This window comes from Pseudomonas sp. MMS21 TM103 (assembly GCF_022132145.1).
Taxonomy (GTDB): domain Bacteria; phylum Pseudomonadota; class Gammaproteobacteria; order Pseudomonadales; family Pseudomonadaceae; genus Aquipseudomonas.
The window spans coordinates 1-15,058 of sequence record NZ_JAJISP010000007.1 but is presented as its reverse complement, the minus strand read 5'-3'; the positions used below and the strand labels follow the sequence as shown (position 1 = coordinate 15,058).

Here is a 15,058-nt window from a genome sequence, read left to right as displayed (position 1 = left end):
GGCCGCTGAACACGCCTGCTAGCGTCCCTCGACCAACTGCGGGTCGGCAAAGTAGCTGGTAACCGACTCGCCGGTGTTGTCGCTGTCGGCGGCGAAGACCACCCCGAGGATGCGCCGCGGCGCGCTGCCGAAGGCGGCAATGGCGTCGGCGCGCAGATCGCGGCGCTCCGTCAGCCATTGCCCCAGCGGCGCTTCCGGGCCACGCAGTACGCGCATCTCCACCGTCTCGGTGTAGGCGCTGCGGGCATGGCTGCCGGGCGCCGCGCGGTTGTCCCAGACGTAGCTCAGGGTCGCCGCCGGCAGGTCGGGGTCGAAGAAGGCGCGCGCCAGGCGCAGCTTCTGCCGGGTGAGAAACGGCAGGCTGGCCAGCGGGTAATCCAACAGTACATAGACCCTGGCGGCATAGTCGTCGCCCGCGCGGGTGGCGAAGCGTGCCCGGTCCAGGCGTTGCTCGGTGCGCCATTGCCAGCTCAGTCGCCAGGGCTGATCGCCGGGCAGATCGAGCGGATGCAGCAAGCCACCGGCTGCCGCATCGGCCTGGATGCGCAAGACGCTGCGGCCTTGCTGCTCGACCAGAGTGCGCGCCGAAGGCTTGAGCTTGGGGATATCCGCCAGGCGCCAGGGTGCCGACCACTCGCCTTGCGGTGCCCCGGCGGTCCAGGGCGTCAGCGCATTCTGCGCCTGCGCCTGGGCCAGGGGTGTCAGCAGCACCAGGCCGAGCATGAGCGCGCGCATCAGCTCCTGCGCCATGCGTGGAAGCGCTCGACCCAGCGCAACAGCCCCTGCGGCGCATGGGCGCGCTTCCATTCGCCGGCCGCGAACTTGTTGGCCTCGGCCATGGTCGGGTAACTGTGGATGGTGCCGAGAATCTTGTTCAGACCGAGGTTGTGCTTCATCGCCAGCACGTATTCGGCGAGCAGCTCGCCGGCATGCTCGCCGGCGATGCACACCCCGAGAATCCTGTCCTTGCCCGGCTCGGTGAGCACCTTGACGTAGCCATGGGCGGCCTCGTCGGCAATCGCCCGATCGAGGTCGTCGATGCCGTAGCGGGTCACTTCATAGGCGATGTTCTGCGCCCTGGCCTCGCCTTCGGAGAGGCCGACCCGCGCCACTTCCGGGTCGGTGAAGGTGCAGTAGGGAATCACCCGGTAGTCCGCCTTGAAGCGCCTGAAGCCGCTGAACAGCGCGTTGACCGCGGCGTACCAGGCCTGGTGCGCGGCGACGTGGGTGAACTGGTAGGGGCCGGTGACATCGCCCACCGCATAGATGTTGGGCAGGCGCGTGGCCAGGTACTCGTCGGTTTCCAGGGTACCGTTGGGACGCACCACCAGGCCCAGCTCCTCGACCCCGTAGCCGCTGACATTGGCCACACGGCCGAGGGCCAGCAGCAGGCAGTCGAAGGCGATGGTCACTTCCTCACCGGTGTCGAGGCGGCGGGCAATCATGCGCTGCTCGCCATCGACCAGCTCGAAGCGCTCGGCGCGGTGCTGCAGGCGCACATCGACGCCGTCGGCCTGCAGGCTGGCGAGGACCAGTTCGCTGGCATCGGCATCCTCGCGCGGCAGCAGGCGTTCGGCCAATTCGACCTGGATCACCTGGCTGCCGAGACGCTGAAAGGCCTGGGCCAGCTCGCAGCCGATCGGCCCGCCGCCCAGCACCAGCAGCCAGCGTGGCTGCTCGCGCAGGTTCCAGATGGTGTCCGAGGTGTAGCCTTGCACCAGCTCGATACCGGGGATCTTCGGCACCAGCGGGCGCGCGCCGGCGGCGATGATGATGCTGCGGCTACTCAGGGTCTGGCCACCCACCTCGACCGTCCAGGGCGAGGTCAGCCGGGCTTCGCCCTGGATCACCTCGACGCCTAAACCGCTGTAGCGCTCGACCGAGTCGTGCGGGGCGATGTCGGCAATCACCCGCTGGATACGCTGCATCACCGCGGGAAAATCCACGGTGGCGCGCACGCCGGTGAAGCCCAGCGCCTCGCCCTGCCGCAGCTCATGGGCCAGCCTGGCCGAACGCAGCAACGCCTTGGACGGCACGCAGCCGGTATTCAGGCAGTCGCCGCCCATCTGGTGCTTTTCGATCAGGCTGACCTTGGCCTTCACCGCTGCGGCGATGTAGGCACTGACCAGCCCACCGGCACCGGCGCCGATCACCAGCAGATTGCGGTCGAAGGAATCGGGCTTGAGCCAGCCGGCATACACCCGCCGGGCCTGCACCAGGCCGAGCAGCTTGCGCGCAAGCAGGGGGAACAGGCCGAGCAGGATGAAGGCACCGAGCAGTCCCGGCGAGAGAATCCCGCCCAGCGACTCCAGCTGGCCCAGCTCGCGACCGGCGTTCACGTAGACCAGCGTGCCTGGCAGCATGCCCAGCTGGCTGACCCACCAGTAGGTGCGCGCGGGCAACCGGGTCAGGCCCATGGCCAGGTTGATCAGAAAGAACGGGAACACCGGCACCAGGCGCAGCGCGAACAGGTAGTACGCGCCTTCGCGCTCGACCCCGGCATCGATCCCGGCCAGGCGTTGACCGAAGCGCTCGCGCACCCAGTCACGCAGCAGAAAGCGGCTGCTGAGCATGGCCAGGGTCGCGCCCATGGTCGAGGCGAAGGACACCAGCACCAGGCCTTCGAGCAAACCGAACAGCGCCCCGGCCAGCAGGGTCATCAAGGCCGCACCGGGCAACGACAAGGCCGTGACGGCGACATAGGCAAGGGCGAACAGCCCGGCCGCCTGCCAGGGATTGCTCGCGACCTGGGCGTTCAGCGCCGCCTGCTGGGCCTTGAGCGTGTCCAGGTTGAGGTATTGGCCGAGGTCGAAGACAAAGAAGCTGCCGAGCAGCGCCAGGATCAGGCCCATCAGGACCAGTTTGCGACTATTCATAGATCCAGCGCCTCCAGTGCGCAGAGGCTTTGGCACAGGCTGAAGCCGGCCAGCAGGGCCTGCTGCGGCTGCTCCACACAGGCCCCGAGAATGCGTGAGCGATAAGACCGCGCCGCCGGGCTGCCGGTTGGCCACTGGCGGTCGAAGTCGGCAAGAAACGCGTCGTGAGCGTAGTTCAACGGCAGTGCCTCGATAAACAGGCCATCGCGCTGGCAGCGATACAGCGCTGCCGGGTGTGGCGCGGTGGCGATACGACTGACCAGCCCATAGCGGCCGCCAGCAAAGTTCGGCAACCCAGCCGCGCCGTTATTGATCAACGCAGCGTGGGGTAAGTTCAACGCCACGGCCGTGCAAGTGTGACTGGTGGCCAGCACCCGCAGCCGGTTGCTCGCCAGCCACTGATCCAGTTGCTGCTGGCGCGCAGGCTCGGCCAGTGCTTCGCGGGCGCAATTCCAGCCGGCCAGGGAGTGCTCGTCGCCGTGGCTGATCGCCACCCGCTGGCCACCGACGCTGACCAGCGCAGTGGCTGGTCGCGCGGCCAGTCGCGCGGCCATGCCCGGCAGGCGCTGCACGGTCCTGTTCAGCTCGGCCTGGATGGCATTGGAACGCTGCACCAGCGCCTCATCCACCGACCCGGGGTAGGCGCAACCGCAACCGGCGCCGCTGTCATGGGCCCGCCCGAGTTCGGTCTCGACATTGCCGCGCAAGGCCAGGTGCCCGCTCAAGCCCTGCTCGATGGCCTGGAAAATAACCGGGTCGCGGTCGAACCAGTGGGCATCGCCATTGAACACCACACGCGCCTGCGGCTCTGCGCCCAGGCGTTTTTCCAGCGCCACCAGGGCCTGACGATTGCCGTAGAGACCGCCGACTACATACAGGCTCTGGCAGTCGAACAGCGGCTCGCCGGCGAAGGCATCGCCAGGCAAGCGGTAATCCAGCGGGCAATCGCGACCGGCGCGCATCAGGCTCGCCCCCGCAGCCAACCGGGGATCAGGTAGCCGAGCACGCACAGGCCCAGGCCATAAAGGTTGGTGCCGAGCAGCAGGGCGTACTTGCCGTCGCCGATGGCCCAGCTTGGCGGAATCCAGCCGAGGGTCAGGGCCAGACCCAGGCCCAGTCCGCACCAGAAACTCAGGTGAAAACCCAGCCGGGTCGGCACGGTCAGGCCGTGCAGGATAAACACCGGGGCCAGGCCGATGACCATGGTGCCGCTGATGGTGGTGGCCTTGAGGATGTCGGTGCCGGCGATCATCGGCAGGTTGCCGAGCAAAGCGAACACCACCATCACCGCCATGCCCACGCCTATGGCCTTCTGGCCCAGGTCGCGGCCGGCCAGCTTCGGCAACTCGCGACCGGCCAGTTTGGCCAGGCTGGAAAAAGTCGAGTCCAGGGTCGAACCGGCGGCCGAGACCATCACCACCGTCATCACCAGCAGGGCGCCGATCCCCAGGCTCTTGGCCAGGGCCGCCGGCACGTTGGCCGACGCGGCCAGGCCGGTGAGCTGGGCATGCACGCCGATCAGGCTGAAGGCGAGGATGGCGATAAAACCCAGCACCCCGGCGATGACGAAGGAGCGGCGCATGGTCTTCTCTTCGCTGATAAAGCCGCGGTCGGTGAGCACCGGGTCGTGAAAACCGTAGCTGAAGGCTTGCAGGCCGGCGACCAGGAGCAGATCGACACCGCCATTCAGCGCCCAGTGGCTGGTGCTGGCCAGCTCGGCAGGCGAATGCTGCGGCAGCACCAGGCCGAGCACCCAGACCAGCGCGACGATAAAGATCGCCGCCTGCGCCGCATCGGTGAGGATCGAGCTGCGCAGGCCGCCGCGCAGGCTGTAGGCCAGGGTCACGGCAGTAAACAGCAACGCGGCGCCGATGAATTCAAGGCTGCCGGAATCGCCATAGTAGCCGCCGACCACCGCGGTGTTACTCCACACCTCGTTGAACAGGCGAATCAGAATCGCCGCGGAAAACGCCAGGGCGGCGCCACGACCGTAATGGCTGCTGAGAAAACTCACCAGCCCGGTGGCGGCGAAGCGCCGACGCAAGCGGTAGATGACGAAGCCGGTAAGCGGGATCGACAGCCAGTACATGGCGTAGGCCAGACCACCGACCAGGCCGTAACTGGCGCCCAGGTTGGCGGCGTTGGTCACCGACTTGGCGAAGATCCAGCTGATGAAGATACTCGAGGTGAGCAGCCAGGGCGCAGCGCTCCGGCCCTGGTTGTCCTCGCCATTGAAGAAACCGCCGAGGGTCACGGTGCGCGGCGCCAGCGCCAGCATCAATACGCCGTAGACCAGCAGAAAACCCCAGAAAAACAGCCCGGTGATGCTGGTGGGTTGCATGGAACATTCCTTGGTTGAAGTTAGGTCAGGCTGCCGCCACAACTGGACCCCTGTCCGGCGGTGCAGGCGAAACAGTGATCGCGGGTGACGATGGGGTTGCCATCCAGGTTGGCGCCCAGCAGGTCGCGCAGGTGGGGACGTTGACGACCGATCACGCGGCCCTGCAGTTCAAGGGGCAAATCGAGCATCTGGTTGAAGTCGCAGTCGTACAGGTAACCCTGCCAGTCGACGCTGACCAGGCTGCGGCACATCAGCGGTTCGACATTTTCCGGGCGGTAGCTGTCGCGCAGTAACTGCATGTAGGTGTTGAATTGCCCCTTGCTGACCAGGGTGCTGCCGAAACGCGCAATCGGCTGGTTGGTGATGCACAACAGGTGGTTGAACTGAATGCCGAAGTCTTCGGCCAGGTGGCGCTTGTAGTCGGCTTCCAGCGCGGCTTGCGGCGGCGGCAGGCTCGGGCCTTGCGGGTTGTACACCAGATTGAGCAGCAAGCCACTGCCGGGCTGGCCGTAACCCAGGGCATTGAGCTGTTGCAGGCCCTTGATGCTGGCATCGAAAACGCCATCGCCACGCTGCTTGTCGACGTTATCGCGCGAATAGCAGGGCAAGGAAGCGCTGACCTCGACGCCCTGTTCGGCGAGAAAGACGGTCAGGTCTTCATAGCCCGGCTCGCTGAGAATGGTCAGGTTGCAGCGGTCGATCACCCGCAGCCCCTCGCGGCGCGCATGCTGGACGATCTCGCGAAAGCGCGGATGCATCTCCGGTGCGCCGCCGGTCAGGTCCAGGGTGCGCACCGGATGGGCATCGATCACCTTGTGCAGCAGCGCCAGGCTCTCGTCGGTCATCGCCTCAGTGCGGGTCGGCCCGGCGTTGACGTGGCAATGCAGGCAACGCTGGTTGCAGCGATACGTCAGGTTGATCTGCAGCGCTTCCAGCGGGCCCCGGCGGATTGCCGGAAAGGCCAGTTGGTTGAGCAAAGGCAGCATGGCGTGCACGGTTAACTCCTTATCGCTGGCGCCCCCTCGGGGTAGGTGAGGCGGAAAGCCACCAGCTGTTTGTAGCCACTATAGAGAGTGGTCAGGGTATTTTGTTACGCGCGGGAGCAGAAGAGCGCCATTAAATTAGTTATACAAATCTTATACAGATAATGCAGAATTAACTAACTTTAACCCCGCTTACCTGCACAAGTGCTTTCGAGGATCTGATCATGCTCGTGCGTCTTACCTATGCCAGCCGTGCCAGCCATGTCGTTTCTGCCGAGCTGATCCGCGAGATTCTCGACAGCTCGCAGCGCAACAACCCAGGCCGAGGCCTGACCGGGATACTCTGCTGCAACGCCAATATCTTCCTGCAGGCGCTGGAAGGTCCGCGCAGCGAGGTGAACGCCTTGTACAACCGCCTGGCCGAAGACAGCCGGCACAAGGATCTGACCATTCTCGACTACGCCGAAATCAGCATGCGTCGTTACAGCAACTGGAGCATGGGCTGGGCCGGGGCCAAGCGAGTCAATCGTGAGCTGTTCCTGAAATATTCGGCCAGCGATCACTTCGACCCGTTCGACATGAACGCCGAGCAAATTACCGGCTTGCTACTGGAGATGAGCGAGACCATAAGCGCAATCAAGTCGCCAGTTCTCAGCTAGCACTCTAGAGCGGCAACTCGCCCTGGCAGGCGGACTGTGTTGAGCCCATGCCTTGGCGCACCCCGCCGTTTAGCGAGGCGCCAGGATGCTACCTCAGCTCAACCGCCGCCTGAGGCGGCGCGCCTGGAGCGGATGATTGACCGGCCCTTTCTCGACGATTGCGAAGCCTGGCGGCAGTAGCGCAAATGCTTGAGTGCGCCGTTCTACAGTGGCGATCAGCGCCCGTTTCTCCAGGGCGGCGAGACCACGCCGGACTGTATGCTCCGTTTGCCGCGCCTGGGCGCCGGGCCCACAGACCCAGTTGCTGCGGGTGCAGGACGGCACAGGTGTTGATCCGCCTGCTCGCCCGACAAAACAACCCCCCAAAAAAAAGACCCGCCGAAGCGGGTCTGTTTTCCGGCCTGGTTTACGCCAGTTCGGCGAAGCACTCCGCGATGATCGCCAGGCCCCTGTCGAGCAACTCGTCTTCGGCGGTCAGCGGCACCAGCACCCGCAGCACGTTGCCGTAAGTGCCGCAGGACAGCAGGATCAAGCCCTTGTCGCGTGCCTTGGCCACGATCTGGCCGGTCAGCGCGGCATTCGGTTTATGCAGATCGCCGTTCTCGCACAGCTCCATGGCGATCATCGCGCCCAAGGCGCGCACCTCGCCGATGCTCTTGTGCTTGGCCTGGATGGCTTTCAGACCAGTGACCAGGCGCTCGCCGACCGCCTTGCAGCGCTCCAGCAGCTGCTCTTCCTCGAACACCTGCATCACCGCCAGCGCCGCGGCGCAGGCGATCGGGCTGCCGGCGTAGGTGCCGCCCAGGCCACCCGGAGCGATGGCGTCCATGTATTCGGCCTTGCCGCACACGCCCGCCACCGGGAAACCGCCGGCGATGGATTTGGCGAAGGTGGTCAGGTCGGCGGTCACGCCCATCTGCTCCATGGCGAAGAAGGTGCCGGTACGCCCGGCGCCGGTCTGCACTTCGTCGGCGATCAGCAGGATACCGTGCTGGTCGCAGAGCGCGCGCAGGCGCTGCATGAAGTCTTTCGGCGCGATATAGAAGCCGCCCTCGCCCTGCACCGGCTCGATGATGATCGCGGCGATGTCCCGCGGCTCGGCATCGTTCTTGAACACCCGCTCGATGCTGGCGATGGCGTCGTCCGTGCTGACCCCGTGCAGTTCGCAGGGGTACTGGGCGCGGAACACGCCGCCGGGCATCAGGCCCATGCCGGCCGAATAGGGATTGACCTTGCCGGTCAGGCTCAGGGTCATCATGGTGCGGCCGTGGTAGCCGCCGGTGAAGGCGATCACCCCGGCACGGCCGGTGGCGGCGCGGGCGATCTTCACCGCGTTTTCCACCGCTTCGGAGCCGGTGGTGACCAGCAGGGTCTTCTTGGCGAAGTCGCCCGGCACCTTGGCGTTGATCTTCTCGCACAGCTCGACATAGGGCTCGTAGGCCAGCACCTGGAAGCAGGTGTGGCTCAGCTTGGTCAGCTGCTGCTGCACCGCGGCGATGACTTTCGGGTGCAGGTGGCCGGTGTTGAGCACGGCGATACCGCCGGCGAAGTCGATGAACTCGCGGCCTTCTACGTCGATGACCGTGGCGTTTTCGGCGCGGTCGGCGAAGATCGGGTGGATCTGACCCACGCCACGAGGGACGGCGGCGGTGCGGCGTTGCATCAGGGATTCGTTGGTCTTGCTCATAATGTCCTCATTCGCCGGGTCGATACGGCGTGGCTCAAGGATGTGTCGCCGATGGTGGCCTGACAGTATTCGATGATCGACTGCCGCAGCGCACCCGGCGCACAGGTATGTCCATATAAAAAGCAGAAGGCGCAACGTTCTCGTGCGCCCCTGCGGGATTACATCGCCGGGTTAGATGCCCAGGCAGAGGTATTTGATTTCCAGATAGTCCTCAATGCCGTACTTCGAGCCCTCGCGGCCCAGGCCGGAGGCCTTGATGCCACCGAAAGGCGCCACTTCATTGGAGATCAACCCGGTATTGACGCCGACCATGCCATATTCCAGGGCTTCGGCCACACGGAACACGCGGCCCATGTCGCGGGCGTAGAAGTAGGAGGCCAGGCCGAACTCGGTGTCGTTGGACATGGCGATCACGTCAGCCTCGTCCTTGAAGCGGAACAGCGGCGCCAGCGGGCCAAAGGTCTCTTCCCTGGCCACTGCGGCGTTGTTCGGCACGTCGGTGAGAATGGTCGGCTCGAAGAAACTGCCACCCAGGGCGTGCGGCTTGCCCCCGGTGAGCAGCTTGGCCCCCTTGCTCAGGGCGTCGGCAATGTGCTCCTGGACCTTGGCCACGGCCTTGTCGTCGATCAGCGGGCCGGTGGTGGTGCCTTCGTCCAGACCGTTACCGATCTGCAGCTTGGCCACCGCGACTTTCAGCTTCTCGGCGAAGGCGTCATATACGCCGTCCTGGATATACAGGCGGTTGGCGCACACGCAGGTCTGGCCGTTGTTGCGGTATTTGGAGATCAGCGCGCCTTCGACCGCCTTATCCAGGTCGGCATCGTCAAACACGATAAAGGGCGCGTTGCCGCCCAGCTCCAGGGACACCTTCTTGATGTCCTTGGCGCATTCGGCCATCAGCTGGCGACCGATTTCGGTCGAGCCGGTGAAGCTGAGCTTGCGCACGATCGGGTTGCTGGTCAGCTCGCCACCGATGTCGCCGGCGCTGCCGGTGACCACACTCAAGACGCCTTTCGGGATACCGGCGCGCTCGGCCAGGGCCACCAGGGCCAGGGCGGAGAACGGCGTCTGCGAAGCGGGCTTGATCACCATGGTGCAACCGGCGGCCAGGGCCGGCCCGGCTTTACGGGTGATCATTGCCGCCGGGAAATTCCACGGGGTGATGGCGGCAGTCACGCCGATCGGCTGCTTGAGCACGATCAGGCGCTTGTCCGGCTGGTGGCCGGGAATCACGTCGCCATAGATGCGCTTGGCTTCTTCGGCGAACCACTCGATAAAGGAGGCGGCGTAGACGATTTCGCCCTTGGCTTCGGCCAGCGGCTTACCCTGTTCCAGGGTCATCAGGCGACCGAGGTCGTCCTGGTTCTCGATCAGCAGCTCGAACCAACGGCGCAGCTTGTTCGAGCGCTCCTTGGCGGTCAGCGCGCTCCAGGCCGGCAGGGCACGGTTGGCGGCTTCGATGGCGCGGCGGGTTTCCGCGGCGCCCATCTTCGGCACACTACCGATGACTTCGTTGGTGGCCGGATTGGTGACCTTGATGGTCTGGCCGCTGTCGGCGTCCAGCCAGGTTCCGTCGATATAAGCCTGTTGGCGGAACAGCTGGGTGTCTTTCAATTGCATGACTTTCTCCTTCTCATCGCGACACCCAGGCGTCGGACGGTTGTTGTTGGCACGACGGGCAGGCGGACCATATAAAGATGTTTTGCCAGGCCCGATGCCCCGCTTAATCAATTTTAGACAATCGGTCTTGATAGGATTGATCCGGACTGCACAGAGTTCCGAACGGTTTCAGCAAGAACGTTTGAAATCTCAAACGAATCCTAGGGTCATGAGGGGTAAAGGGCAATAGTCTGTTCGAAAAAATTAACGCGCCGTCCCGTCAAAGGCTGATCTGGCGATCATTCACGCCGCCCCCCCCTGTATTGGCGCGCAATCACGAACCGCCAGCATGGACGCCCGCGCGCGAGATGCGTATGATTGCGCCGCGCTGCACCAGTAGCTCAGCTGGATAGAGTACTGCCCTCCGAAGGCAGTGGTCGTGGGTTCGAATCCCGCCTGGTGCACCATATAAAACAAGGGCTTAGGTGAAAACCTAGGCCCTTTTGTTTTGGCCTGTGCCAATTCTGTGCCTAAACCGTGCCGCACGATTTCACGCTGCAGATAGTAGCCATCATTTTTGAGCACTAGCTGAATGCAGCCCTCATGGTCATTGAGCCGCGGCGTAACTGATTCGGAAGTTCACCACTCGAGGTGAACGGCTCTACGCCCACGTTTTGAAAAAGCCTCCTCCCTCAACTGTCAGGGCGACAAGCCGGCTCACTCACCAAGTTTAGTCGCCAGCTATCTGACTCTTGGCGCGCTGCAGCAAATCCATAGCCTTTTGCGAACCTGGACTCACTGCTAAGAGTCGCTCGGCGTAATCAACAGCAGCGATGGGGCTTCCCTGAGCCAAACTGTAGACGCCGCACAGCCAAAGAAGGTCAGGGTCATGCGGATGTTTTTCTAAAGCCTTCTTTACAGTCGAGAGCGCTCTCCCTGGCGAGCGCGATTGCAGAGCCAGGCCCAGGGTAAAGGCGAAACGTGGATCATCGGGCATCAGTTCCAGTGCTTGATGTAAGTGCTCGAGCGCTTCTTCGCTGCGCCGTTGCCGCACCAAACCAAGGCCCAGCGAATAATGCAGCAAAGCCGCCTGCGGTTGCTCCAGTAGTCCCTGGCGGAGCACCGCTTCAGCCTGAGGCTCACGCCCAGCATTGCGATGCACTTCCGCGAGTTCGAGATAGGCCGGCAGATATAGCCGGTCGAGCCGCAAGGCCGCCTGCAACTGTTCTATAGCCTCCTTCTCTCGCCCCTGGCGCCTACGTAAACGTGCCAAAGCACTGCGAGCCTCGGCACGATCAGCATCCAGTCGCAGCCGTGCTTCATATTCGCCTAATGCGCGGTCGAAGACCTGTTTCTGCGACTCGGGGAGAGGTACATCAGCAAGCAGGCGCGCCGCCTCACTACGCACCCCTCGCGCAGGGTCGCTCAATAACGGAGATAGCCACTGGCCGCGTTGAGCGGGCGGAAGCTGCTCAAAGGCGCCAAGGGCAGCATGACGCACTAAGGGGCTCGGATCGCTAAGCGCCTTTGCCAAAGCGCGCCAATCTTCGCGTTGCGCAGAAATACGCAAACGGTCAGCGGAACTGGCACGCACCAAGTCAGGTTGCGTCGGATCACTCAGCAACCTAGCCAGACCAGCAGAAGCGCCAGGTAAATTATGTTCGGCGGCCGACCACATCGTAGCGAAGCGCTGGTAGCCCTCGGCCGGATCCGGGGTATGTTGGCGGATCGCATTCGCAGCCCACTCCGCGGAGCGATCTTTATGGCAGCTGTTACAGGGGTTCGGCGTGCCCAGACTGGCACTCAGGTCGGGACGCGGAATCCTCAGGCTATGGTCGCGCCGCGAATCGATAACCATGTAAGTGGTCTCGGGCATGTGACAGTTCACGCACTGCGCCCCGGGTGACTGCTCCGGGTGCAAGTGATGTGCGGAACTGTCAAATTTTCTGGGCAAATGGCATTGGCTACAGAGAGCATTTCCTTCGGCACGCAGTGTCTGCCCATGGGGCTCGTGGCAGTCGCTGCACGTCACTCCCGCTGCATGCATCCGACTCTGCTCAAAGGAGGCTGACACAAACACCTCTTCCCGCTGTTGGCCGTCGACATGGTAGAGACCGGGCTCAAGCAGGCTGGGACTGTAATGATCGAGAAAAGGTTTGCCTGCCTGGTAGCCCTCGGCAATCTGACTGCGCCGCGAATGACATTGAGCACACACATCCTGCTCCTTGCGCCCAGCAAGAGGAGTGCTACGGTTGGCGGTGACCTGTTCAATGGCTCGTCGCCAACCAGCCCCCTGGCGCTCATCTAGCAGTAAGGTCAAACCCTTGTCCTGCGCACCGTCGCGGGAGCGCGCCCAGCTCAGATGGTTTGAGGCCGGACCATGGCAGGCCTCGCAGCCGACGCTGATCTCCGACCACTGACTGGAAAAACTATCGGAATCGGCGTCATAGCCCTTGTGCATATTGGTCGAATGACAGTCGGCGCACATGAAATTCCAATTCTGAGATGGCCGGGTCCAGTGCAGTTCGTCGCGGTTGGCGACCGCATCATCGGGATACAGATGAAACCAGCGCTGGCCGCCCGCACTGGCCGGTCGGCTATCCCAGGCGATGGACAAGGCCTGCAGGCGGCCGTCGGGAAAGGCCACCAGGTACTGCTGCAACGGTTCGACACCGAAGGTGTACTGGATTTCGAACTCGTCCAGTCGACCGTCAGGACCGTCTGTGTGCATGAAGAATTTCCCGTCGCGACGGTAGATGCGAGACTCGACCCCGGCATAGCTGAAGATCGCGCCGGTGAAATCCCCGAGCACGGTGTCGGACGTGGCGTGCTGCATGGAGCGCGCATGCTGCGAGCCCTGCCAGGCCTGGAACTGTTCCCGATGGCAGCCCGCGCAAGCCTGACTGCCGACGAAACTGGGGACGCCGGCCGGCTGATCGCTGGCCATGGCTGAACAGGGCCAAGCGGCCATCCCGGCACTCAGCGACAGGGCGGCGGCCAGTAGGAGCAGACCCAACAACTGTTGAACGGCGAGAGACGGGCGTGACGCATTCGGCATGACAATCATCCAGGCAGGCCTGTCGAGGCAGGTGACGCCGCTATGCTGCCGCCGTGACGGAGCAACGAACAGGCCTCACGATCAATAGCTGCGCTGTGACGATAAGCATTGCGCGCAGCGGATAACGGTGGGCGCAACGGTTTGGAAATACTGGCCCTGGGGAAAAAACAACAAACACCCCCAAGGAGATTTCCATGGCAGAAATTGTCACGACGTCACTCGCCACTGCACCTTTAGCCGCCTCGCGTGCCACCACCCCGGCCGGACATCGCCAGGCGCTGCGCCCGAGGGCCTTGGCGGCCTGCATCCAGGCCGCCAGCCTGCTTGGCCTGCTCGGCCCTCTGGCCGCACAGGCCGATTTTGTGGGCGACAGCCAGCTCAACCTGGGCCTGCGCAACTTCTATCTGGATCGCGACTTTCGCGGCGACGCCGCGCCGACCTCCCGTGTGGGCAGCTGGAGCCAGGGCTTCGACCTACGCTTTACCTCCGGCTATACCGAGGGGCCGTTGCGGTTCGGCCTGGATGCCTCGGCGCAGTATGCCTATAGGCTCGACGGTGGCGGCGGGCGCGGCCCGGACACCGCCCTGCCCTATGATCGCAGCGCAGGTGAACAGGTCCGCGATTACGGGCGCGCCGCGCTGACCGCCAAGGTGCGCTATTCGAAAACCGAACTCACAGTCGGAGAGCATCGGCCGATGCTGCCGGTCGCCTTCTTCGACGACAGCCGTCAGCTGGCCAGTACCTTCCATGGCTTCCAGATCGCCTCGAAGGAGGTCGACAACCTAAGCCTGACCGCCGGTCGTTTCAACCAGATCGGCACGCGCGAATCTTCCGATCACGAGAAACCCTATCTGTTCACGCGGCCCTACGGGCCGCGTCATCCCAGCGATGGGCTGAATTTCGCCGGGGGTATCTACACCTTCAGTCCGAACCTGTCGGCCAGCTATTTCTACGGCCAACTGGAGGATATCTATCAGCAGCATTACCTGGGCCTGACCCACAACGTCGCGCTGGGTAATGGCTACAGCCTGAAGACCGACCTGCGTTACTACGACAACAGCACCGATGGCGATGCGCTGTACGGTGAGATCGACAATCACACCTATGGACTCCTCAGCTCGCTAAAGAAGGGCGCGCACACCTTCAGCCTGGGCTATCAACGCATGCTCGGCGACAGCGGCTTCCCGACCCTCAATGGCTTCACCCCGCAACCCCACCTGGTCAACTGGTCGGCCTTGGCCTTTATTAAGCCGAACGAGAGCTCCTGGCAGACGCGCTACAACTACGACTTTGCGGCGCAGGGTTTGCCGGGGTTGAGGCTCATGACCCGCTACATACGCGGCACCGGTATCAAACGTGCCGGGAATCTAAGCGACTCGAGCGAGAGCGAACGCGACCTTTACCTGAGCTATGTCGTGCAGAGCGGCCCGCTGCAGGGGCTCAGCGTCGGCTGGCTGAATATCGACGCCAAGCTCCAGCACGGCAGCGACTTCAACGAGAACCGGCTGATCACCACCTACACCTGGAAGCTCTGGTAGGCCCGCGCACGGTGTGCAAACGAACACACCCGACAGACACCCCCCCGAGTTCCCCAGGAACCTGGACTGTAACCAGGCCGCAATGGCCATCAATAACAAAAAGAGGGACTACAGCATGAACCTGAGGCAACTGAGCCTAGCGTTTTACATCACCGGCCTTGCCAGCCTTTCCTGCCAGGCCGCCGAGCAACCAAACTTCCTGATCATCATCGCCGACGACCTGGGCTATAGCGATCTGGGCAGCTTCGGCGGCGAGATCGAAACGCCCAACCTGGACGCACTCGCGCACAAGGGGGGGCGCCTGACCAACTTCCAGG

General features: G+C 63.7%; 11 protein-coding genes and 1 tRNA gene. 4 read left to right on the top strand and 8 right to left on the bottom strand.

From position 1 onward, the window contains the following. Window positions 1-18 precede the first annotated feature (18 nt). From LJY18_RS18865 to arsS, 5 genes are read right to left on the bottom strand one after another with little or no spacing between them, the layout of a single operon-like run. A complete protein-coding gene (locus tag LJY18_RS18865; RefSeq protein WP_238043438.1) occupies window positions 19-735 on the bottom strand; it encodes a DUF3047 domain-containing protein in 717 nt (238 codons plus the stop codon). Then, window positions 735-2,876, bottom strand: coding sequence for an FAD-dependent oxidoreductase (locus tag LJY18_RS18860; RefSeq protein ID WP_238043437.1), 2,142 nt, complete (start codon window positions 2,874-2,876; stop codon window positions 735-737). Before LJY18_RS18860 ends, LJY18_RS18865 begins: the two co-directional genes overlap by 1 nt. Continuing rightward, window positions 2,873-3,838, bottom strand: a complete 966-nt coding sequence (locus tag LJY18_RS18855; RefSeq protein ID WP_238043436.1) for a hypothetical protein — start codon at window positions 3,836-3,838, stop codon at window positions 2,873-2,875. Before LJY18_RS18855 ends, LJY18_RS18860 begins: the two co-directional genes overlap by 4 nt. Beyond that, window positions 3,838-5,217: a sodium:solute symporter family transporter gene (locus LJY18_RS18850; RefSeq protein ID WP_238043435.1), complete on the bottom strand. Its 1,380-nt coding sequence runs from the start codon at window positions 5,215-5,217 to the stop codon at window positions 3,838-3,840. Before LJY18_RS18850 ends, LJY18_RS18855 begins: the two co-directional genes overlap by 1 nt. 20 nt (window positions 5,218-5,237) lie before the next feature. Further along, a complete protein-coding gene (arsS, locus tag LJY18_RS18845; RefSeq protein ID WP_238043775.1) occupies window positions 5,238-6,203 on the bottom strand; it encodes an arsenosugar biosynthesis radical SAM (seleno)protein ArsS in 966 nt (321 codons plus the stop codon). A gap of 221 nt (window positions 6,204-6,424) precedes the next feature. On the opposite strand from arsS, the gene LJY18_RS18840 reads away from it, so the two are divergent. Further along, window positions 6,425-6,859, top strand: coding sequence for a BLUF domain-containing protein (locus LJY18_RS18840; RefSeq protein ID WP_238043434.1), 435 nt, complete (start codon window positions 6,425-6,427; stop codon window positions 6,857-6,859). Window positions 6,860-7,265: 406 nt separating this feature from the next. Here the strand turns inward: LJY18_RS18840 and gabT are convergent, their stop codons facing one another. Further along, a complete protein-coding gene (gabT, locus tag LJY18_RS18835) occupies window positions 7,266-8,546 on the bottom strand; it encodes a 4-aminobutyrate--2-oxoglutarate transaminase (RefSeq protein ID WP_238043433.1) in 1,281 nt (426 codons plus the stop codon). A 171-nt stretch (window positions 8,547-8,717) separates the two neighbouring features. Next, on the bottom strand, window positions 8,718-10,166 hold the full coding sequence (gene gabD / locus LJY18_RS18830) for an NADP-dependent succinate-semialdehyde dehydrogenase (protein ID WP_238043432.1): 1,449 nt from the start codon (window positions 10,164-10,166) through the stop codon (window positions 8,718-8,720). 369 nt (window positions 10,167-10,535) lie between these two features. On the opposite strand from gabD, the gene LJY18_RS18825 reads away from it, so the two are divergent. Further along, a tRNA-Arg gene (locus LJY18_RS18825) sits at window positions 10,536-10,612 on the top strand. Between the two features lie 263 nt (window positions 10,613-10,875). Here LJY18_RS18825 and LJY18_RS18820 read toward each other — a convergent pair. Next, a complete protein-coding gene (locus LJY18_RS18820; RefSeq protein ID WP_238043430.1) occupies window positions 10,876-13,092 on the bottom strand; it encodes a tetratricopeptide repeat protein in 2,217 nt (738 codons plus the stop codon). Window positions 13,093-13,397: 305 nt separating this feature from the next. Here LJY18_RS18820 and LJY18_RS18815 point away from each other — a divergent pair, with 305 nt between their 5' ends. Both LJY18_RS18815 and LJY18_RS18810 read left to right on the top strand, forming a co-directional pair. Further along, window positions 13,398-14,741: an OprD family porin gene (locus tag LJY18_RS18815; RefSeq protein WP_238043428.1), complete on the top strand. Its 1,344-nt coding sequence runs from the start codon at window positions 13,398-13,400 to the stop codon at window positions 14,739-14,741. A 115-nt stretch (window positions 14,742-14,856) separates the two neighbouring features. After that, on the top strand, window positions 14,857-15,058 hold a 202-nt coding region (locus LJY18_RS18810), incomplete at its 3' end, for a sulfatase-like hydrolase/transferase (RefSeq protein ID WP_238043426.1).